The organism is Paenibacillus sp. MAEPY2, from assembly GCF_000499205.1.
Classification (GTDB): domain Bacteria; phylum Bacillota; class Bacilli; order Paenibacillales; family Paenibacillaceae; genus Paenibacillus; species Paenibacillus vandeheii.
The window spans coordinates 231337-253472 of the sequence record NZ_AWUK01000038.1; the positions used below are offsets into that span (position 1 = coordinate 231337).

The window sequence follows — 22136 nt, forward strand, 5'->3', positions numbered from 1 at the left end:
TCTTCCGCTTCCTTCTTCTCTCTTTGTTGTATCTACAACGTTCCATACGAGAAGAAAGGCGGCGTTTTCTGTGAAAAGGAACAGCTGGATTCGGAAACAAGGCTGGGTTGGCTACGCATTTATTTTGCCTAATATGCTGGGTATTCTGGCATTTTTTATTCTGCCTGCCTTGTATTCTTTCTTTATGATGTTCACGGACTATCAATTCGCTAATCCGAATTGGACGTTCACCGGATTAGATAATATCAAACGCCTTTTTGGTGATGATCAGTTCTATGCTTCAATCAAATATACGCTCATATTCCTCTTGTCCGTTCCCGTCTCATTAGCCATTGCGTTTCTTGTTGCCCTTGTGCTCAACCGGAACGTGTATTTGAAGGGATTGCTTAGAGGAATGTTCTTCCTGCCATACATCTCGAGCGGGGTTGCCGTTGCTTTTGTATGGATGCTGCTGTTCCAGCCGTCCCAGGGGCCAATAAATCAAGCCCTTCGCTTTATCGGAATTGAATCACCTCCAGGATGGTTCGCTGATTCAAGCTCGGCGATGTATGCAATTGACGTTGTGCAAATCTGGTTTATGTTAGGTTACAACATGATTATCTATTTGGCGGCCCTGCAGGAGATTTCGACCGAGCAGCTTGAAGCGGCACGTATCGACGGTGCAGGGAGAGCGACTATTACATGGAGAATTGTATGGCCACTTGTGAGTCCAACCACATTTATGCTTTTGATTACGGGGCTGATTATGACCATCAAATCCTTCTCTCTCATCCAGGCGATTACAGGCGGCGGCCCAAGCGGAAGCACCACGATTCTGTCGCTGTTCGTCTACAAAACGGCATTTAGCTATTATGAGATGGGTTATGCGTCAACCATTTCCTGGTTCCTGTTTGCGGTTATTCTCATCATTACCATTATCCAATGGGTCGGCCAAAAACGCTGGGTCCATTACTAGAGAGGAGATGGCTCTATGTTTAGAACAACTAAGATACGCTCGGTTAAGCTTTCCGTCACAATCCTTATGCTGATTGCAGGGTTGTTTATGATCGTCCCTTTTTTATGGATGCTCAGTACTTCCTTCCAGACCCCAAGTGAAGTATTCCGTCAATGGCTCCCTTCGAAGCTGGACTGGACCAGTCATAAGCGGATCTGGACGGGAAACTATAGTTTTTTCCCTTACTACTTGAACTCCCTTAAGATTGCCGTGATTGGTACAGCAGGTGCCGTTTTTATGTCTGCTTTTGCTGCTTATGGCTTTGCACGTACGGAATTTAAGGGACGCAATACACTCTTCTTGGTGTATCTATCCATGATGATGATTCCTCCTCAAGTCGTTTTTGTTCCGAAGTTTATCCTGTTTAACTGGTTTCATATTTATAACACGCATTGGGCATTAATACTGCCTGCCATGTTCTCGATCTTTGGCGTATTTATGCTGCGCCAATTCTTTCTTAGTATCCCGAAGGAGATTACAGAATCTGCGTTTCTCGATGGTGCCGGTCATTTTCGAATTTTCTTCAAACTGGTGTTACCGTTAGCCAAACCCGCGCTTGCAACGTTTGCAATTATCGATTTTTCCTGGCAATGGAATGATTATGAGAATGCGCTGGTATTCTTACAGAGTCCAAAGCTTTATACAATTCCTCTAGGTCTACAAAATTTCGTGCTGGAAAACAACGTAGACTATAACGGCATGATGGCAGCTTCTTCGGCAGCAATCATTCCTATGATTTTGATCTTTCTGCTTGGTCAGAAATATATCATTCAGGGCGTATCCAGTTCGGCTGTGAAAGGCTAATTCAAAGGAGGCTTATATGATGAAACGTGAAACGATATCATTCGATGTTACGGTCATTGGCGGAGGACTTTCCGGGATTTGTGCTGCTATTGCAGCAGCAAGATTAGGACAAAAGGTAGCGCTCGTTCATAATCGTCCTGTACTTGGCGGCAATTCCAGCTCCGAGGTACGTGTATGGGTATGCGGTGCAACCGGGCATGGCGTGAACCGTTATGCGCGGGAGACCGGTATTATGGGTGAATTGTTCATTCAGAATCAATACCGGAATCCGGAAGGAAATCCATATTTGTGGGACGTTACGCTGCTGGAGGCGGTAAGAGCCGAGCCTAATCTGACGCTGTTTATGAATACGGATGTTAGAGAAGTAGAAGCAGACGGTGAGAAGAATGCAAGGATCATTCGCAGCGTGAAGGGCTGGATGATGGGCTCCGAGCGTGAGATTACGTTTGAAAGCGAGATGTTCCTTGATTGTACAGGTGACGGACTCATCGGATTTCTCGCTGGAGCAGCATACCGGATTGGTCGTGAAGCCCGTCATGAGTTCGGTGAAGAATGGGCACCGGATGTTGCTGATGATATTACCCTAGGCAGTACAATGTTGTTCTATACGAAAGATACCGGAAAACCGGTACGATTTGTTGCTCCATCGTTTGCTAAAGACATTACGACAACCTCTATTCCGATAAAGCGTGTGATCCGTAGCGGAGATTCCGGCTGTCATTACTGGTGGATTGAATGGGGCGGTGAGCTGGATACGGTACATGAGAACGAGCAGATCCGGGATGAGTTATGGTCTGTTATTTATGGCATTTGGGATTATATTAAGAACTCCGGCAAGTTTCAAGCCGAGAATATGACGCTGGAATGGGTAGGCTCGATTCCAGGCAAACGCGAATACCGCCGCTTCCTTGGTGATACGATCCTGACGCAAAATGATGTCATCTCTCAGCGCCCATTCGAAGACCGGGTCGCCTTTGGCGGTTGGTCCATCGACCTGCATCCTCCACAAGGGATGTATGCAACCGAGAGTGGATCCAAGCATCTGCATGCGGATGGCATTTATCATATTCCGTTTGGATGTCTGTACTCCCGGAATGTCAGCAATCTGCTGTTTGCGGGACGTAATATCAGTGCATCGCATGTTGCATTCGGAACAACCCGTGTCATGGCAACTTGTGCGGTAATGGGAGAAGCGGCAGGTGTAGGCGCTGCCTTGTCGGTAATCAAGGGCATCACGCCTCGTGAACTGCGTGAGCTGCATTTGACCGAATTGCAGCAAACGATGCTGCGGACCGACGCTTCGATTATAGGTCTGCACAATGTTGATTCTGCTGACCTTGCGAGAAAGGGAACCATCACGGCTTCAAGCACGATGACCCGAATTTGGCTCAATGAACCTTCCGAGGAGTACCGTCTGGTCGCTGACGTTGGATGGCTGTTTCCGGCCGATGGTGGATTTGAAGGATTGACTCTCTTGGTCTCCGCCCATGAGGTGACAAGTCTGACTATAGAACTGTGGGATACGGGTCGCCCTGAGAATTATGTACCGGCAAACTTCAAACAAGCTTTGCAGATCCAGGTCGATATAGGTGAACAGCAATGGCTGGATGTGCCTGCAGATCGTGCAATGTTTGGAGGCGATCCTTGTAATGTATTTATCATTGTTCGTGCGAATGAAGCAATCAGTCTCTTTACATCAGCTGTCCCGGTTAGCGGCGTCCTCGCGTTCGAGCGGGAAGTCAAACCCATAGTCAGCTCGGATCTGGAGGAGCATCAGCCGGATCAGCCCGTTATCGAATGGTCAATGAAGGGCCTTGTCCGAAAACCATTCTGTTTTGCAGTGGAGACCGGTGCTTATTTACCTGATAAAGTCATCAACGGCTACGTTCGTCCGTTTGGCGGTCCGCAGCTGTGGGTATCGGAGCCAATCACTAACGACCGTGAAGAATGGATTGAAGTCAAGCTCCCAGAACCAGTGGATATCCGGGAAATCCACCTTACCTTTAATGACGATGTTAATGAGGATTTGATTAATTTGCATCATCACGAAACACCGTTTTTGATTATTCCGGAGATGGTTAAGACCTATGAGGTGCAGGCATATATAAATGGGGAGTGGGAAACGCTTGCTGGTGATAGTCATAACAGTGCTCGCAAAAAGATCCATCGACTTGAGAATCCGATACAGTCAGACCGGATTAGAGTTGTCATCAATGAAACGCACGGCGGAGATCGGGCAGAAGTGATTGAAATTCGACTATATGATGTTCATAGAAAATAAAAAAAATTACTTTTAGACGGGTAACATGGACTGATGCTGATCAGCATCAAACCAACATTTACGGCGTTTCATAGTAAAGTAGACGATGCTAGTTTAATTTATTTTGGATAATAATGACATTGACAACGAAAGGTTTTTCGAAAATAATGGGATGTAATTGAATACTGGTACCTTTAATTCAGTCCAGAGAGGCTGGCAAGGGCAGCGGATTTTTGTAATCACGCGTGAATCAGGGCATATTCCGTCAGGGATGCTCTGTGTCTTCGCGCGGGTTATGATGTAAAAAAGAGGCTACTTGTCAGTTTGAGACTTGACAAGTAGCCTCTTTTTTCTGCTTTTTTTGGTATCAGGACACTTTAAGTTGGAGGTATTCTGATGAGCAAACAAGATCAAGAGTTTTCGTGGCAAGAGGTGCCGAAAGCACAGAGAAATCATTTTTGGAAGACGTTAGCCGTGATGCTGGGATTCACTTTCTTCTCGGCAAGCATGCTGGCAGGGGGGACGCTTGGAGTCAGCTTGACGTTCATGGAGTTCATCGGCATCGTCCTTGCGGGCAATCTGGTGCTCGGTATCTATACGGGAGCGCTGGCACATATCGCAGCCAAAATGGGCCTGTCCACACACTTGCTGGCCAAATACGCGTTCGGTGAGAAAGGATCATACCTGCCTTCGTTCCTGCTCGGCTTCACACAGGTTGGATGGTTCGGGGTAGGTGTGGCCATGTTCGCGATTCCGGTCGCTAAAGCGATGGATTGGAACGTGTACCTGTTGATCTTCCTGTTTGGTCTAGCCATGACGGCATCGGCCATCTTCGGCATGAAGTCACTCGTCATCCTGGGTTATATCGCGGTTCCGGCGATTGCCATTCTCGGCGGTTACTCCATGTTCGAAGGTGCAGGTACATTGGGCGGTCTGGAAGGCATGCTCGATTACACCCCGTCACAGTCGCTCACTGCGGCAGCAGCATTGACCATTTGTATTGGCTCATTCATTAGTGGCGGAACGCTGACGCCCGATTTTGCCCGATTCTCCCGGACGTCCCGGCAGGCGGTTACCGCAACGGTCATTGCATTCTTTCTGGGGAACTCCCTTATGTTCCTGTTCGGTGCAGTCGGTGCAATGGCTTATAACCTGGCAGATATCTCGGAGGTCATGTTCCTGCAAGGCTTGCTCATTCCCGCGATCATCGTGCTTGGACTCAATATCTGGACGACCAACGATAACGCCTTATACGCTTCCGGTTTGGGCTTTGCCAATATCACTAAAATTTCGAAAAAATTCTTCGTTATCGTCAATGGCATCGTGGGTACCGTATTTGCTATGTGGATGTACAACAATTTCGTCAGTTTCCTGAATGTGCTGGGCGCGGCAATACCGTCGATCGGCGCCATTATCATCGCGGACTATTTCTTCGTGAAGCGCAGAAACTATAAACCGTTTGCTGACATGACTTTTAAAACGGTAAACTGGGTAGCGATGGCAGCTTGGGCCATCGGTGTTGCATTTGCCCAGCTTGCCCCAGGAGTAACACCTTTAAATGCACTGATCGGTACGGCGGTGGCCTACATCGTGCTGATGCTGATCGTTCCTTCGAAAGAATCCAACAAAGAAAAGGGGAAAATAAATGATTATACAGAACGCAAAATTGCGGGGTAAAGAAGGTCTATGGAATATCGTCGTGAAGGACGGGAAGTTCGTACAAATTACGCAGGAGCTGCAAGCAACGGCAAATGAGGAAGTACTTGACGTCAACGGTTCACTTGTACTGCCGCCGTTCATTGAACCTCATATTCATCTGGATACTACATTAACGGCAGGCGAACCGGAATGGAATTTGAGTGGAACGCTGTTCGAAGGCATCCAGCGCTGGTCGGAACGCAAGGCTTCCCTGACGCATGAAGACGTCAAAATACGTTCCAAAACGGCACTGAAATGGCAAATGGCCCAGGGCATCCAGCACGTACGGACGCATGTGGATGTCACCGATCCAAGCCTTACCGCTGTTAAAGCGATGCTTGAAGTAAAAGAGGAAATGGCACCCTACATGGATATCCAGCTTGTCGCTTTCCCTCAAGAAGGCATTCACTCTTATCCGAACGGTGTGGAGTTGTTGGAAGAGTCGCTGAAAATGGGCGTTGACGTGGTCGGCGGTATTCCACACTTCGAATTTACAAGGGAATACGGCGTCGATTCGATGAAGGTCGCGTTTGATCTCGCCGAAAAATACGACCGTCTTATCGACATCCATTGCGACGAAATTGATGACGAGCAATCCCGTTTCGTGGAAGTCGTTGCCAAAGAAGCCTATGAACGCGGACTGGGCTCCCGCACGACGGCAAGCCATACAACGGCGATGGGGTCATATAATGATGCCTATACGTACAAATTGTTCAGATTGCTGAAGATGGCTGACCTGAATTTCGTCTCCAATCCGCTCGTCAACATCCACCTACAGGGACGCTTCGACACGTATCCGAAAAGAAGAGGGCTGACTCGTGTCAAAGAATTGCAGGAAGCCGGCCTTAACGTGTGCTTCGGTCACGATGACATCTTCGATCCATGGTATCCGCTAGGTACGGGCAACATGCTTCAGGTGCTGCACATGGGCATCCATGCTTCACAGCTGCTCGGTTACGACCAAATCGTGAACTCGATCGATCTTATTACGAAAAATAGCGCAAGAACGCTGCATATCGAAGAAGTGTACGGCATTGAAGAAGGTAAGCCTGCCAACTTCATCGTTCTTGAAGCAGAGAACGAATATGAGGCTATTCGCAAACAGGCCGGCGTACTTTATTCGTACAGAGGCGGCCGTAAAATCGCGGAAACGAAGCCGCGGGACACATCTATTATTCTTGAGAGTGGTTCGGAGAATGTCACGTTCAATAAATAATTCAATGTTTTGATTGAGACAAATCAAAATCAAAGCACCTTCAAGAAAATGAAACCTTGTCGACAGATAGGGAAATCTTCTTGGAGGTGTTTTTGCTTAATCTGCTTTAAAATTATGATTTGACTTACAGTTAACTCTATGTCTTATACTCCGAATATGAAAGAAAAAATAAGTGGCTTTTCTGGGGTAGGGCAGTTACAATTTGTTGGGATCAAACTAAATCTATGAAAAACCGTAGATAGATCAAACTCATTTGAATTCTTTGCCTTTAAACTAATGGGGGTGTGAACAGGAAAAGGAATGAACGCCAAATGTATTGCAACGGGGATTCAAATAAAATAAATGAAGTAATGAATTGGAGATTTATTGAATAATGACAAAGAGTAATAATTGGAATGTATATGGCCTGGCCTTGTTGCTGGGTTTATTTTCAACATTAGGTCCATTTACGATTGATATGTATTTACCGGCATTTCCTGAGATTGCAAAAAACTTCAATACAAACGCATCACTCGTACAGTTTAGTCTTACAGCTTGTTTATTAGGGCTAGGTATGGGACAACTCGTTATGGGTCCTTTGAGTGATGCTCACGGTAGACGTAAACCGCTGTTAATCTCCATGGCAGCCTATATTATTTGTTCCTTGGCGTGTGCTTTTGCTCCTAATATCGGACTATTGATTTTATTCCGTTTCACTCAAGGATTTGCAGCTTCAGCAGGGATTGTCATCTCTCGTGCGATAGCTAGAGACCTTTACAGTGGACATGAACTCACTAAATTCTTCTCTCTACTTTTGCTTGTAGGGAATTTGGGACCTCTGGCAGCACCGATCGCTGGAAGTGGCATTCTTTCATTCACGTCATGGATTGGTGTGTTTATCTCACTCTCAGTTTTGGGCATTTTCTTATTAATCATGACAAAATGGGGCTTAAAGGAATCAAACCCACCTGAACGACGTATGGCCCCTGACTTCAAACAACAGTTGGGGAACTACAAAACACTTCTACGTGACCGCAAGTTTGTTGGTTACATGCTGGCACAGGGAATCATGACAGCTGGGGTATTTGCATATGTAGCAGGAACACCATTTATTTACCAAAATATATATGGAGTCACACCTACTGTATTCGCTATATTGTTTGCTTCAAACGGAATCAGCTTGATCATCGGTTCCCAAATTGTAGGTCGATTGGCACAACGTATACCTGAGCAGACCCTTCTATTATCTGGACTGTGGCTTGCTTTAGCGGCAAGCGTTGCTGCTCTGGCGGTAACTATAGCTCATGGCCCGCTTTTCGCTTTGGTCATTCCATTGTTCTTCTTTGTTTGTTCCATAGGTATTACATCTACTGCGGCATTCCCACTTGCCATGGAGAGCCAAGCCAAGATGGCCGGAAGTGCAGCAGCACTGCTCGGCGTTGTTCCCTTTCTTCTAGGCGCGTTGGTGGCTCCTCTGGTAGGTATTGCAGGAGAAGACACTGCGGTCCCGTTAGGACTCACTTTATTAATGACCAGTCTCGTTGCGATTCTCACGTACTTCCTATTAGTTAAAAAAGTCTCGCATCACACGCCTCAACATACGCAGTCTGATCCTGATTTTAATTGAGAATATATTGATCCTAGATGAATTTAAAACCGTTGAACTTTAATTCAAAGATTCAACGGTTTTTTTATTGTGTGTAATCAAGGGAAAAAGGGGGGATTTCCGCGGACTAGCCTTTTGGAATCTTCCGATAGCTGGAAGGGGAGAATCCCGATATCTTCTTGAAAAGCCGGGAGAAATAATAGGGATCACTAATGCCTACTGCCGAACTGACTTCCTTGATGCTCAGCTCGGTAAGATCGAGAAGATGACCAGCCCGCTGAATTTTGAGCCGTAGGAAATATTCGATCGGAGCGATGTCAGTTTCAGAATTAAATAGAAAGATCAGATGCTGTTTCGATACCCCGACATGATTAGCCAATTCCGCAAGAGAAATAGAACCATTCATATGTACATTCATGTATTGAATCGCCTGTTCCAGATAAGTTTCACGTTTCTTCTCTTGTGCCGATTTGATGGCATTCAAGCCAATCCCGGAGAGCAGCTGTCTTGTAGTTTGGGCCACATGTACATGGGTAGTCAGGGCGTATGTCCGCTCGGCCAGCATTTCATAGGTAGGTACGAACCATTCCATTAAACGGGCCTTGCCGCTTGGTGATAAAGAGAGTGAAGCGTTAGACAAACCAAACATCTTCACCAATCTATTCGCATGACTTCCTTTGAAATGAAACCAGTAGATACTCCATGGATTTTCCTGCATTGCCCCGTAACGGTGTACAGTTTCGGGTGGGATTATCACCATATTGCCTTGCTGCATGATTAATCGTTCTCCATGATTCAGCTCGACCCATCCTTCTCCCGCTTCGCAAAAGATGAAAATATGCGACGAGCTGCCTTCCAGACGCTCTCTGAAATGATATTGAGCATTAGCAAAATAACCGATATCCGTAATAAATAAGGTAGAAGTCAGTTCCTCCTGTTCCAGTTCTCTCATCCAGTATTCCGGAAGTACATATAACTTTTCCTCTACAAATCCTTCAGGCTTGCGTATATGGTCAGGACTCATTCCAGTTACCCCCGTAATTAATAATCAGAATAAGAATATAATCCATCACTTCCCGTATTTCGTCAATTGGAACCTTTCTTGCCAGAAGATACAGTATAACTATCAAGATAAGGGAGGCCATTCTAACATGAAGCATGAGGCTGTGGATCGTACGCTGGAGGAGAAACCAACCGGATCCAGTCAGGTTCAAGTGTGGGAAACAAACGTGTTGATACCTACATATGAGGCGGGTAAAGCTGACCCCAATCCTATGTTTCTGGAGAAAAGAGTCTATCAGGGAAGTTCCGGCCGTGTGTATCCGCATCCGGTGATTGAGAGTATATCGGATGTGAAGCATGATAAAAATTACAAATTGGTTATTCTGGAAAATCAATATATCCGTATTGAGATCATGCCAGAAATCGGGGGCAGAATCTACCGCGCGCTTGATAAGACGAACAATTATGACTTCGTCTATTATAACCGCGTCATTAAGCCTGCGTTGGTGGGCCTTGCCGGTCCTTGGATCTCCGGGGGAATTGAATTTAACTGGCCCCAGCATCACCGCCCGAATACGTTCGGTCCGGTTGAATACAAATACGAAGCAACGGAAGATGGCAGTGCTACAGTATGGGTAAGTGAGATTGACCGGATGTACGGAACGAAAGTTACAGCGGCTTTCAAGCTCTATCCGGACAAGGCTTACTTGGAGATCAATGCTCAATTATACAACCGGACATCTGAGCCGCAGACCTTCCTGTGGTGGGCAAATCCGGCTGTAGCGGTTAATGAATATACGCAATCCGTGTTTCCTCCAGACGTAACGGCTGTATTTGATCATGGCAAAAGGGATGTCTCGCGTTTCCCCATCGCTACCGGAACCTATTACAAACAGGATTACTCGGAAGGCGTAGATATTTCCCGGTATAAGAACATCCCGGTTCCGACTTCGTATATGGCTTACAAATCCGATTATAATTTCGTCGGTGCATATGATCACAGTGTAGAGGCAGGATTGCTGCATGTGGCGAATCATCATATTTCTCCCGGCAAGAAACAGTGGACCTGGGGGAACGGAGAGTTCGGTCAGGCGTGGGACCGTCAATTGACGGATGAGGATGGCCCGTACATTGAACTCATGACTGGAGTGTACACAGACAATCAGCCAGACTTCACTTGGCTTCAACCTTACGAGGAGAAGACCTTCAGCCAGTATTTCATGCCTTACAAAAACATAGGTGTCGTAAAAAATGCCTCCATTGAAGCAGCCGTCAATCTGGAGGTTGACGTTAAAGCCGGAGAGGCAGTGATTAGGGTATATGCAACCTCTGCACTTGAACATGCCATTGTGGAGTTGAGCGGAGCAGCAACCCGGTATGTGCAAGAGAACGTTAAATTATCCCCGGTAGATGCATATCTGAAGGTCGTACCGCTGGAAAGCGGGGAGAAGGAGCATGATTTGAAGCTTTCCGTCCGAAATAGGGAAGGCAGATTACTGATTTCCTATCAACCGAAACGTCCGGATATTGAGCGGGTCCCCGAAGCTGCGAGACCACTGACAGCACCAGAACAACTGCGTTCGACCGAAGAGCTGTATTTGGCGGGCCAGCATCTGGAGCAATACCGGCATGCTACGTTTGAGCCCGAAGCCTACTATCTGGAAGGCTTGAATCGGGATAGCGGTGATATCCGATTAAATGTAGCTTATGGAACCCTACTGATTCGCCGTGGATTATATGTAGACAGCGAGCAATATTTCCGCAAAGCAATCGAGCGTTTGACCTGGCGCAATCCGAACCCATATGACAGCGAGGCCTACTATCAGCTGGGAGTAGGCCTTCGTGGCCAAGGCCGTTTGGATGAAGCTTTTACTGCTTTTCACAAATCGGTATGGTCGGCAGCGTGGCAGGATGCAGGGTACTTCTCTCTAGCTCAGATTTCCAGCATGAAAGGCCAGTACGCCGAGGCAATGGAGCAGATTGAGCGTGCACTCATCCGTAATTCACGAAACTACAAAGCACGTAATCTGAAAGCCGCTTTGCTGCGCAAGCTTGAGCTGATTGATAAAGCAAAAGGCTATGCGCTTGAGACCATCGAACTGGATGTCGCGGATTTTGGAGCTTATAATGAGTTGGCCTTGGCTCATACAGCTTTAGGGGATAACGCTGCTGCACAAGGTATTCTGTCTGAATTGCAGCGATTGATGAGAAATGATGATCATAACTATTTGCATGTCATCGCAGACTATATGAACAGCGGTTTCTATGAAGAAGCCATTGCCGTAGGTGAAAGAATAGTGAACCCGGAAAAATCCGTCTATCCCATGCTGCATTATGCACTCGCAGAATTATATAAACGTACCGGACAACATGAACATGCTCATGAAGCTCGCCGTAAGGGACAATTGGCTAATCTAACCTATTGTTTCCCGAACACGTTGTTTGAACTTGAGCTACTGGAAAGTGCTGTTCATGCTAATCCGAAGGACGACAGGGCTCATTACTATCTCGGAAACTTCTATTATGATAAGAAACGGCCTGTCGAGGCGATTGCGAGCTGGGAGCGTTCACGTGAACTGCGAGATGATTATCCAACTGTACACCGCAATTTGGGGTTGGCCTATTATAACAAACAGAACAATCCCCAAGCAGCTCTGACTTCGCTTGAACAGGCCTTTGCCTGTGCACCGGATGATGGTCGTATTTTCTTCGAACTGGATCAGCTTCGTAAAAAGCTCGCGTGGTCAGCAGACGAACGCCTCCATATCCTTGAAGAGAGGCGAGATCTGGTCGAGAAACGGGATGATCTGTATGTGGAATACGTAACCCTGATAAACAATGCTGAATGTTATCAAGAAGCAATTGCTGCCCTAACTCAGCGCAATTTCCATCCGTGGGAAGGTGGAGAGGGGAAAGTGACAGGGCAATATAAGTTGGCTCATACCGAGCTTGGTAAACAAGCGCTGCAAAACGGTCATTATGAAGCAGCAGCTCAGCATTTACAACAAGCATTAGTTTATCCGTTGAATTTGGGTGAAGGAAAGCTGGAAGGAACTCAGGAGAATCATATTTATTATTATCTCGGCATGGTCTACGAAGGTCTGCAGCGGGAAACAGAAGCCATCTCCAGTTACACCATAGCTTCACAGGGCCTTGCTGAGCCGACAAGTGCGTTGTTCTACAACGATCAGCCGCCAGAGATGATCTTCTACCAAGGGTTAGCTTGGTTGAAGCTTCATAACGCGAAGGAAGCCAAGCGCTGTTTCAATAAACTGATTGATTATGCTGAAAAGCATATGTTTGATGACATCAAAATGGATTACTTTGCCGTATCCTTGCCAGACTTCCTGGTATTTGAAGATGACCTGAACCGTCGCAATGTAATCCATTGCCGGTACATGAGAGGCTTGGGACTTCTGGGGCTTGGCCGTGATGAAGAAGCCGAAACCGAACTTGAGTTGGTTCTCGAAATGGAGCCTAATCATCAAGGGGCGATGGTCCATAGAAGGTATCCTCGGCAATTGCGCGAAGGAGTTTAACCTTGATAGTCCATTATCAATGAGATATTGTCCATTGGTTGGCTTATAGAGGAAGAAAACGGTATTGCTAAAACAAAAAAAGAAGGTGTGATGATAATGGATGTCGTGCCTGGCAGGTTGCCGCGCAAACTGACCATCACTATGTGGGATTTCTCCTGGTACACCATGACCCTACCGGGAGAGCCGTACAGCGATCTTGAGGCAAGATTTAAGGAAGCGGTGGAGAGAGGCTACAATACGATCCGAATCTGTGCGATGCCTTTCTTACTGTTCACGGCGGAAGGCAAGCGGCCAGGCCCGCTACACTTTGGCAGCCTTGGAGAGATCGGGCAGCGAACACGCTGGTACAACTGCCGGGGCGGCGCCGTGCTGGACGGGCATGCGCATTTGCTAGAATTGTTCAGACAGGCCAAGGCCCATGGTTGTTATATCATGTTATCTTCGTGGGAATATCAACAGAGCCCCAGCTTCCTGACCTTTCCCGCACTGCGTGACGAGCTGGCTGCCATCGCTCCGGAGAACCGGTTTATGGCTATTGCCAAATCCCTGGATCAGCTTATCCGCTATTTAAAAGCGGAAGGATACGAGGAACAGATCATCTATGCGGAGCTGCATAATGAGGTGGAGTTCGGGCAATTGACCGCCATAGGAATCACTCAAGGCATTGTCCCATCCAATATACCAGCACTTGTGGAAGCCATGCAGCCGTATATTGAAGAGGCTGTCAGATATCTCAGAAGGGTCCATCCGGATATCCTGATGACAGCAAGCTATACATTAAACGAAGCATATCCCAAATGCTATGTAGCGGGAAATTTACAGGTTGCACATTTCCATCTGTATATCAAAGGGGTATTGAATGAATTAACCGAAGCAGCCGGACTGGATGATGAGCAGGCGCCTTTTCCGGGCATGCTCGTCCAATCGATCCTGCGGGAGGATGCGCCTCCATTCAAAGAGTATATGCTGCCGCGCGGCCAGGAATGGAGGATGGAAGGCAATCCGGTAGGGCTAAGACTGCTCTATCTGCATGACTGGGTGGAGCCGGATAAATGGGATCTTTTTTTATACGACAATTATAGTAAACATAAGCTGGCTATGCTGCAAAAGGCAGATATGCGCTTGGAGGAAGCGCACGAATGGGCCGTTCATTCCGGGTTACCGGTCGTTATTGGAGAAGGTTATGTCGGTTATACGCCGCTGTTAGCCGGATTTGAGGAAGGGCCTGTCGGGAAATTTATTGCAGAGTACGCTGTACGAAAAGGAATGACTCTTGGCTTCTGGGGAATGACTCTGTGCTCTAACTGTGCGCCGCATCATCCCTTCTGGGACGATATAGCCTGGCAGCAGAAATGGAATCGATACATTCTTGAATCGAAATAGCTGAGAAATAGATGTAGCGTTTTTAACTAAATATGTAATCGATAACAAAATATAAAAGACCTTGGCGCCCGTATAAATTACAGCGAGCTATGGTCTTTTACGTTTCTATGTAGAATCCCCCCAATCAAGATAGGGATTACAAAACCTATTCAAAACCGATTTCTTGGTTTCCAATTGAATAACGTGGTACTAGATGATAATGTAAAATAAGGATTAGGCTTTGGGCTTGCGAAGAATATACGATTTGAATCGAGGTTCTGAAAATGAGGGTAAAACGAATTGTCACTAATATTAATACGCAGAACATTCCAGCAGCAAAAAGCTTTTACCAGGACGTGCTTGAACTTGATTTATTGATGAATCATGGCTGGATTGAAACATACGGATTACTAGGAAAGGAGAACGTTCAAATAAGTATCGCCACTCAAGGTGGCTCCAATACACCTACACCTGATCTTTCGATTGAAGTCGATGATGTTGATGTAGTGTATGAACGCATGAAAAGTGCTGGTTACACAATAGAATATGATCTTACGGATGAGCCCTGGGGCGTTCGTCGATTCTATGTCCGCGATCCATTTGGTAAGCTGATCAACATCCTTGCTCATAGACATTAGATCAGTTGTCAGGGTGTGCATTCAAGCCGGGTTACTCTTCAAATTAAAGCATTTTCTTTAAAAATTATTGTGAATTGGTTTGAAGTGTTGGTTTTCTTTTCACGGATGTTATGCTTATATAAAAGTCGCTACTTGAGGTGTACAGTGACAGAATTGAACCTGAATAATCGTCGAATGGGTACATAAAGCTACAGGTAAACATTTTCCAGTGTGCAATGATCCATGATTGTGTCCAAGGTAAAAGCAGATTATTCATCACTATTAACGGGGGGAAACAAGAATGATGAATGTTGTGTTGGTGGATGATGAGCCATGGGTACTGGAAGGTCTGCGAACAATGGTAGATTGGAACAAATACGGTTTTCAAATTTGTGGAGAGGCCGAGAACGGGAACGCTGCATGGGCCATTATTGAAGATCTTCAGCCAGACCTGGTGTTTACAGATATTCATATGCCTTCGGTGAGCGGACTTGAACTGATTGATCGTTCTATACAAAAATTAGCCAAACCACCGCGATTTGTCATATTAAGCGGATACGAACGCTTCGATTATGCGAAAACAGCGCTGGAACAGCGTGTAGAGGATTATTTGCTCAAACCCATTGATGAGGTTGAAATTGAAAACGTATTAGAACAGATGAGTCGTAAAATTCAGAACGAGCTTGTCTCAGAGAAATTGCATCAACACGAGCGTACTTTATATGTAAACTGTTTGTTCAACCGCCTGTTTCAGGGTGAGGAGAGCAGCGAACTTCAAGCTGAAGTGAAAAGTATAATGCAAATGGAGGGCCATGAGAACATGGCCTGCCTTTTAATTGAAACAGATGCTTGCCATGAGGACATCAAGTCACAGGTACAGCGTTTTGCTAGCGCTCAGCACTACGAACTTTATATGGATACTGAAGGAAGAATTGGGGTCTTTGCTGCTGGAATGGATGATTCTCTAAGTTGGCTTGAGAGGTTAGGTAGCACCCTGTTTGAGATGTACTCCAGTCAAGCAACAATTATTGTGGCATTTGCATATCATTCAGGTGGAGTAGTCGCTATGCGGACGGCCTATGAAAAAGCATTTTCTGCGCTAAAATGGAAGCGTTATCAGATAGGGAGCGGCATTATTTACGATCAAGATCTGCCAAGGGATGGTAGCATGGCGACTGTGAACCAAAAAGCTTTGACTAACCTGTTTAAAATCATTTTAACGGGTCAAGAGGATGGACTGGAGAAAGAGGTATATGAACTGCTGGTGAATCCAGACTCAGGGCTTCCTGCGTCGGATATAGAATATGTTCGGGTGCAATTGCTTGCCCTTGAAATGGGAGTTCTCAAGCAACTGAAGGAGCTGGATGGAGATGTGGAGAGGTTTGTGTTGCAGCTACAACATACGTTGGGCGTCTTAACCGACATTGAATCCTTTCCTGCATTTCGGGAATATGCACTTATATTAAGTCTCAAAGCTTTGAGAGCTCTGCAGGAGCAGCGGAGAGAAAAGGAATGCTGCACCATTTTTCGTGTGGTGCAGTATGTTAACCAAGAGTTTCGGGAGAAGCTTCAGCTTCAAGAACTTGCACAGAAATTTCATATGAATGCCAATTATTTGGGGCAAGCCTTCAAACAGCAGACTGGCAAGTCTTTTCGGGAATATCTGAATGATAAACGGATCGAGGAGGCCAAGAAACTGTTGCGTCAGAGTTGTTCCAGCATAGCCGAAGTTGCGGTCAACTCAGGGTACCCCAATGCCGACTATTTTGTAAGTCAGTTCAAGCGCATGACGGGCATGGCTCCTTCTGCATATCGGAAACAACCATAGATCCACTCGACAAGTAACGAATGAAGGATGGCGATTGAAGACATGTTTAAGAAATTCCGATTTCGCGGCATCGTGAACGATATTCCTTTGAACTACAAGTTTACGCTGATATATGTTATCGGTATTTTACTTCCGATTATTGCAAGCAATTATTTGTTCATGGATCGTATGTCAGGGCTGATCAAGGAACGGGAAGAACAGAATTTGCAAATATCGCTGGAGCGGGCTAGAAAGGACATTCACACCATGATTGACGGGGGTATCGCTGTCAGTCACGCCTTAATCACGGACAAGCTGTTGTCCGAATCCATGGATCGTGTGTACAATGGTCAACTGGATTTCTATAATACGTTCGATGAACAGCTTCGCCATAGGGTGACATCTTATATTCCCGTGAACAACCAGATCCAGCGAATCGGCATCTACACGAATAACCCAACCATCGTGTCTGGAGGAGATTATTATTATTTGGACAGCTCAATGTATGCGAGTGCTTGGTTCAGACAATGGGAAAAGGCAGGGGAATCACTGAGTGTGCTCGCTTATCGCGATCAGGCGGCGAATGATCGCGCGGCGACCTCATCATATTTTAGTGTGATTGAAAAAATGGACTATTACAACGTAGACAATTCTTACGAGAAGCTGGTGCGGATTGATTTTTACCTTAATCGATTCTATGACGTTATTGCGAGAGAGAAAAGTTCGCTGGACCTGTATCTGGTCAACGCCAAGAATCAGATTATTGTGTCTGCAGATGACAAGTACCAGGGCGAGGTAGACAGTGATTATGCGTTGTTCGATATGAGCAAGACAGCGGAAAAGGATCTACATATCGTTCCGATTGGTAATGCCAGCTATGTGAAAGGTTGGAAGCTCATCGGCGTGCCTCAGGAAACACGTGTCAAACAAGCGATGTTCTCCATGAAGCTTTATTTTGGCATGTTGGCCGGTATCATTACTTTGGTTACCTCGATCTTCATCTATGTCATGCTGCGTTCATACAATTATCGAGTAAAGCGTCTGTCCAGACATATGCAAAAGGTGGGGAACGAGAAATTTGATCTGATCAACATTGATGGTGGACAGGATGAGATAGGTCATTTAATTCGTAATTTCAATATGATGACCGCGCAGATCCATTCCTTGATCAATAATGTGTACAAGCTTGAAATTCAGCAGCGGAGTCAGGAGGCCGAGCGCATTCGCGCTGAGCTAAATTTGTTGCAAAGCCAGATGAATCCTCATTTTTTATTCAATACGCTTAATGCGCTGCTGGTGGTCAGCACCAAAAACAATTACGCGGATGTCAAAGATATTATCAAGGACCTATCCAAGTTGCTTCGTCGCCTGTTGAATTGGAAGGATGATGTGGTCACTCTGGAAGAGGAAATGAGTTTCACGGTCATGTATCTGGGAATTGAAAAATTCCGTTTTCGAGATAAGTTTGAATATTACATTGAAATTAGCGATGAGGCGGGGCAGTATAGAATTCCAAAAATGAGTATCCAGCAGTTGGCCGAGAATGCTTGTAAACATGGAATTCAGGCTATTGAAGGACTTGGCTATGTGAAGATTAAAGCAGAAGTAGTAAGCGAGCGCTTGCGTGTTGTTGTATCCGATAATGGTAAAGGCATGGATAAGGAACGGCTACAAGAGGTTCTGTATCATATGCGGAGCAAAGAGGAGGATGGAGGAAGTAATATTGGCATACGCAACGTATATCGTCGTCTTGAATTGTATTATGACGATAAAGTGAGCTTTAACCTGGTGAGCAGAATAGGTGAGGGAACAGAGGTATCCTTCGAAATTCCATTACAACTGCTAGAGTATCAGGGAGCAAAAGGAGGTAGGGACAATGGCATTTAAAGTGCTGCTGATTGATGACGAGCCATGGGCGCTAGAGGGTTTGGAGCTGTGGATTCCATGGGAAAGTCTTGGCTTTGAGGTATGCGCATTGTGCGGCAACGGGGTGGAAGGGCTGCAACAAATGGAAGAGCTTAAGCCGGATCTTGTTATGGTTGATATTCATATGCCAGTGATGAATGGACTAGAAATGATTGAAGAATGGCGACATCGAGGGAATTGGTCGACCAAGTTCATTATTCTTACGGGGTACAGCGATTTTGAGTTTGCGCGAAAAGCGCTTAAATTCAAAGTTTCCGGTTATCTGTTAAAACCATTGGATGAGGAACAGGCGAAGTCCGAGGTTCGTATGATGGGCATCGAACTAATGAAGGAGCAAGAGCAGCTTTATATTGGACAGATTGCATTGAGAGAGCAGGAAATGTTGACGATGAAGGAGGCTTTGATGGGAAAAGTGCTGTCTGCAGAAGGTACTCAACTCATGGAGTCCCTGTCCCGGTCAGCTGGATCCTGGAATGTGTGCCTGGTTCAGGTGTCCGAGAAAGAGGTTGGCCGCTGGATTAGTCTTGCTTCAGAGGTTCTGAGCGGACAGCATGTCATTTATATCATTCGTATGCGAAATGATCTCGTGTCCATTGTGTTCGGCGATGTTTCCTCCGAACCGCATAGAACGAGCGGGAATTTAAGAAAACAATTAGAAGCACTGGCTCGCCGTCTGGCGGGCTTTCGTACATATATGGCGATTGGCACAACCGAATCCTCTCTTCATCTTATCAGCAACTCTCGAATAACAGCAGAGAAGGCGCTGCTGCACGCCTTTTATGAAGTGCAAGGGAACAGCATAATGGATTATGCCGATCTCCAGCACCACGATTTTCAAAGGCATAACAAACAGGTCGAACTGGTCGAGCGAGTACTGGGAGCACTTCAGCTCATTGATTACGCCAACTTCCAGTCCGCTGTGGAGTTTATTGAGCAATCCTTTCGACAGATGCGGGTTCACCCGGATGAAGCTCGAAAATTTGTGATTTACCTTCTTCATGAAATTCGGGCGTATATGAGGGCGCAAATGGCAGAAGATTCAGAGAATTACCGTTTGTTCGAAATACCGGATCTGGATGAAGCACTGTTAACCTTTGATGATTTAATTGGCATGTTGCAAGCGTGCGGAAGAGTCTGCTTTGAGTTTTTGCTTAAAGAAAGCGTCTTCGAAGCACAGGGTATTGTACAGGATATCAACGATTATATTCATGTACATTTCCGGGAGGGATTGACCATTAAGATGCTGGCGGAACGTTTCTTCCTGCATCCGGCCTATTTAGGGCAACTGTTGATACGCAAAAATGGAATCGGATTCAACGAACTGCTTCATAACCTGAGGGTAGAGGAGGCGTGTCGGCTGCTTCAGAAGAATCAGTACAAAAATAGCGAGGTCTCGGAACAGGTTGGATACGCCAATTACCATCATTTTTTAAAACAATTTGAGAAACGCATGGGCATGTCTCCTAATGAATACAAGAAAACCTGAGCTTTTCTCGGAAAGAGCTATAATTCGAATATAGTTTCCATAGTGATGTAAATTTATAATTAAATTATTCAAATGAAAGGGCTTTCATGTAGTGAGATCAAACTTTGGAGGTGCTTTATGGGGGACAGTAAAAAATCATTTTTCCGTATGGGGGCAACACTGTTATTGTCGTTGAGCGTTGTGCTAGCAGGTTGCTCAAGTGGCAATTCAGGCAGCGGAGAGGAAAGCAGTAAAGGTAGTGAGGTTGGGGCTGATAATCCGTTAGAAATCTCGGTATTCCTGAACGAGGCCGGACAACAGCCAACTGCTGACAACAAAATCTACAAAAAAATCAAGGAAGAGCTTGGCGTTACATTCAAATTTGAATTTTTGGCCGGCGACAAAAACCAAAAGCTCGGCGTCATGATTGCCGGAGGAGATTATCCCGATTTGATCTCTGCGGATACCAAGCTGACAGCAGCAGGGTCGGTCATTCCTCTAGAGGACCTGATCGAGGAACATGCGCCTAATCTGAAGAAGCATTACGAGAAATACTGGAACCAGATGAAGGACCCTAACGATGGACATATCTATTATTTGCCTAACTACGGTGCTTACAATGGTGAGGTGTCAGATACCTACTACAGCGGACCTGCCTTCTGGATTCAAAAAGCCGTGTTGAAAGAGTTTGGCTATCCAACACCAAAAACACTGGACGAATACTTTGATCTGATCGCGAAATACAAGGAGAAGTATCCTACTATCGACGGCAAGCCGACCATTGGCTTTGAAGTGCTGAACTATGACTGGAAAAACTGGGGATTGCTGAACCCGCCACAGCATTTGATCGGTCATCCGAATGATGGGGGTGTCGTTGTAAACGACGGCAAGGCAGAGATCTTTGCAGACAAGGATTATGCCAAAACATACTATGAAAAGCTTAATGAAATTAACGGACAAGGCTTGCTCGACAAGGAGGCTTTTGCCCAAAACTACGATCAGTACATGGCCAAATTGTCCAGCGGCGCAGTGCTCGGCATGTTCGACCAGCATTGGAACTTTGGCAGTGCGGAAGATTCTTTGATAACGCAGGACAAAATCGAACGCACATACGTCGGCTTCCCACTGGTATACGACAGCAGCACGAAGGACTACTATCGCGATCGCGCAGCCCTTAACCTGAACAATGGTTACGGCATTACGGTAAGTGCCAAGGACCCTGTGAAAATCATTAAAGCGCTCGACAAGCTTATGGAAGAAGATTGGCAAAAGACGCTCACTTGGGGCATTCAGGATCAAGACTATTACGTCAATGACGAAGGTCGTTTCATGAAAACCCAAGAACAGCGCGACAATGCTGCGGATGCGGCCTGGAAGCTGGCCAACAAAGCAGACGCTTTCTATGGAACCGCACCGAAGATGGAAGGTTATTTCAGCGATGGCAACGCCACTTCAGCAAGCAATCAGCCGGAAGAATATCAGGCCAGCTTGAAACCGTTTGATAAGGAAGTTCTGGATGCATATGGATTAAACAGCTTTATAGAGTTCTTCAGTGATCCACCGGAAAACCCAATCTATTACCCGGCTTGGTCCGTCGATCTGGTTGAGGGCTCTCCAGCTAAAATCGCCAATACGAAGCTGAACGAATTATCAACCAAATATTTGCCGAAAGCGATTTTGGCCAACACATCCGAATTCAGCAGTGTATGGAGCGAATACGTTTCCGAAATTCAAAAGCTGGATATCAAGGCATTCGAAGGCCGCATCAATGAAGTATTGCAGTGGAGAATCGATAACTGGTCTGTGAAATAAGAAGTTGCTGTCAGGAAGGAAGGTTAACTTCCTTCCTGATTTTTCAAAG

Annotated in this window: 14 protein-coding genes; 13 read left to right on the top strand and 1 reads right to left on the bottom strand. The window is 46.0% G+C overall.

The features are described 5' to 3' along the window. The first annotated feature begins 70 nt into the window (after positions 1 to 70). From P364_RS0128195 to P364_RS0128220, 6 genes are all read left to right on the top strand, one after another. Positions 71 to 955, top strand: a complete 885-nt coding sequence (locus tag P364_RS0128195; RefSeq protein ID WP_024633377.1) for a carbohydrate ABC transporter permease — start codon at positions 71 to 73, stop codon at positions 953 to 955. A gap of 15 nt (positions 956 to 970) precedes the next feature. Further along, positions 971 to 1798, top strand: coding sequence for a carbohydrate ABC transporter permease (locus P364_RS0128200; RefSeq protein ID WP_024633378.1), 828 nt, complete (start codon positions 971 to 973; stop codon positions 1796 to 1798). Between the two features lie 19 nt (positions 1799 to 1817). Next, entirely contained in the window at positions 1818 to 4079 is a 2262-nt protein-coding gene (locus P364_RS0128205) for an FAD-dependent oxidoreductase (protein ID WP_024633379.1), read from the top strand. A gap of 375 nt (positions 4080 to 4454) precedes the next feature. Further along, the gene (gene codB / locus P364_RS0128210) at positions 4455 to 5735 is read left to right on the top strand and encodes a cytosine permease (protein WP_024633380.1); all 1281 of its coding nucleotides are present in this window, start codon (positions 4455 to 4457) and stop codon (positions 5733 to 5735) included. Then, positions 5704 to 6972 (top strand): cytosine deaminase, encoded by a 1269-nt coding sequence (locus P364_RS0128215; RefSeq protein ID WP_024633381.1) that lies wholly within the window; start codon positions 5704 to 5706, stop codon positions 6970 to 6972. The genes codB and P364_RS0128215 overlap by 32 nt, the downstream gene beginning before the upstream one ends. A 373-nt stretch (positions 6973 to 7345) precedes the next feature. Beyond that, a complete protein-coding gene (locus tag P364_RS0128220; protein ID WP_024633382.1) occupies positions 7346 to 8578 on the top strand; it encodes a multidrug effflux MFS transporter in 1233 nt (410 codons plus the stop codon). A gap of 106 nt (positions 8579 to 8684) precedes the next feature. Here P364_RS0128220 and P364_RS0128225 read toward each other — a convergent pair whose 3' ends face one another. Further along, positions 8685 to 9581 carry an AraC family transcriptional regulator gene (locus P364_RS0128225; protein WP_024633383.1) on the bottom strand — a complete coding sequence of 299 codons (897 nt, stop codon included), beginning with the start codon at positions 9579 to 9581 and terminating at the stop codon, positions 8685 to 8687. A gap of 127 nt (positions 9582 to 9708) precedes the next feature. Here P364_RS0128225 and P364_RS0128230 point away from each other — a divergent pair, with 127 nt between their 5' ends. From P364_RS0128230 to P364_RS0128260, 7 genes are all read left to right on the top strand, one after another. Beyond that, positions 9709 to 13098: a tetratricopeptide repeat protein gene (locus tag P364_RS0128230; protein ID WP_029881369.1), complete on the top strand. Its 3390-nt coding sequence runs from the start codon at positions 9709 to 9711 to the stop codon at positions 13096 to 13098. Positions 13099 to 13194: 96 nt separating this feature from the next. Then, positions 13195 to 14481 carry a cellulase-like family protein gene (locus P364_RS0128235; protein WP_024633385.1) on the top strand — a complete coding sequence of 429 codons (1287 nt, stop codon included), beginning with the start codon at positions 13195 to 13197 and terminating at the stop codon, positions 14479 to 14481. 263 nt (positions 14482 to 14744) lie between these two features. Then, a complete protein-coding gene (locus P364_RS0128240; RefSeq protein WP_024633386.1) occupies positions 14745 to 15098 on the top strand; it encodes a VOC family protein in 354 nt (117 codons plus the stop codon). 280 nt (positions 15099 to 15378) lie between these two features. Then, entirely contained in the window at positions 15379 to 16905 is a 1527-nt protein-coding gene (locus P364_RS0128245) for a response regulator transcription factor (RefSeq protein WP_024633387.1), read from the top strand. Positions 16906 to 16947: 42 nt separating this feature from the next. Beyond that, a complete protein-coding gene (locus P364_RS0128250; protein WP_024633388.1) occupies positions 16948 to 18771 on the top strand; it encodes a sensor histidine kinase in 1824 nt (607 codons plus the stop codon). Further along, positions 18761 to 20296: a response regulator gene (locus tag P364_RS0128255; protein WP_024633389.1), complete on the top strand. Its 1536-nt coding sequence runs from the start codon at positions 18761 to 18763 to the stop codon at positions 20294 to 20296. The genes P364_RS0128250 and P364_RS0128255 overlap by 11 nt, the downstream gene beginning before the upstream one ends. Positions 20297 to 20413: 117 nt before the next feature. Continuing rightward, positions 20414 to 22087, top strand: a complete 1674-nt coding sequence (locus P364_RS0128260) for an ABC transporter substrate-binding protein (protein WP_024633390.1) — start codon at positions 20414 to 20416, stop codon at positions 22085 to 22087. Positions 22088 to 22136: the final 49 nt, after the last annotated feature.

Bases quoted from the DNA above. Each gene is read 5' to 3' on its own strand.
- P364_RS0128240 (WP_024633386.1), top strand. From the start codon at position 14,745: ATGAGGGTAAAACGAATTGTCACTAATATTAATACGCAGAACATTCCA.
- P364_RS0128260 (WP_024633390.1), top strand. From the start codon at position 20,414: ATGGGGGACAGTAAAAAATCATTTTTCCGTATGGGGGCAACACTGTTA.
- P364_RS0128200 (WP_024633378.1), top strand. From the start codon at position 971: ATGTTTAGAACAACTAAGATACGCTCGGTTAAGCTTTCCGTCACAATC.
- P364_RS0128230 (WP_029881369.1), top strand. From the start codon at position 9,709: ATGAAGCATGAGGCTGTGGATCGTACGCTGGAGGAGAAACCAACCGGA.
- P364_RS0128250 (WP_024633388.1), top strand. From the start codon at position 16,948: ATGTTTAAGAAATTCCGATTTCGCGGCATCGTGAACGATATTCCTTTG.
- P364_RS0128235 (WP_024633385.1), top strand. From the start codon at position 13,195: ATGGATGTCGTGCCTGGCAGGTTGCCGCGCAAACTGACCATCACTATG.
- P364_RS0128220 (WP_024633382.1), top strand. From the start codon at position 7,346: ATGACAAAGAGTAATAATTGGAATGTATATGGCCTGGCCTTGTTGCTG.
- P364_RS0128255 (WP_024633389.1), top strand. From the start codon at position 18,761: ATGGCATTTAAAGTGCTGCTGATTGATGACGAGCCATGGGCGCTAGAG.
- codB (WP_024633380.1), top strand. From the start codon at position 4,455: ATGAGCAAACAAGATCAAGAGTTTTCGTGGCAAGAGGTGCCGAAAGCA.
- P364_RS0128225 (WP_024633383.1), bottom strand. From the start codon at position 9,581: ATGAGTCCTGACCATATACGCAAGCCTGAAGGATTTGTAGAGGAAAAG.
- P364_RS0128245 (WP_024633387.1), top strand. From the start codon at position 15,379: ATGATGAATGTTGTGTTGGTGGATGATGAGCCATGGGTACTGGAAGGT.
- P364_RS0128215 (WP_024633381.1), top strand. From the start codon at position 5,704: ATGATTATACAGAACGCAAAATTGCGGGGTAAAGAAGGTCTATGGAAT.
- P364_RS0128205 (WP_024633379.1), top strand. From the start codon at position 1,818: ATGAAACGTGAAACGATATCATTCGATGTTACGGTCATTGGCGGAGGA.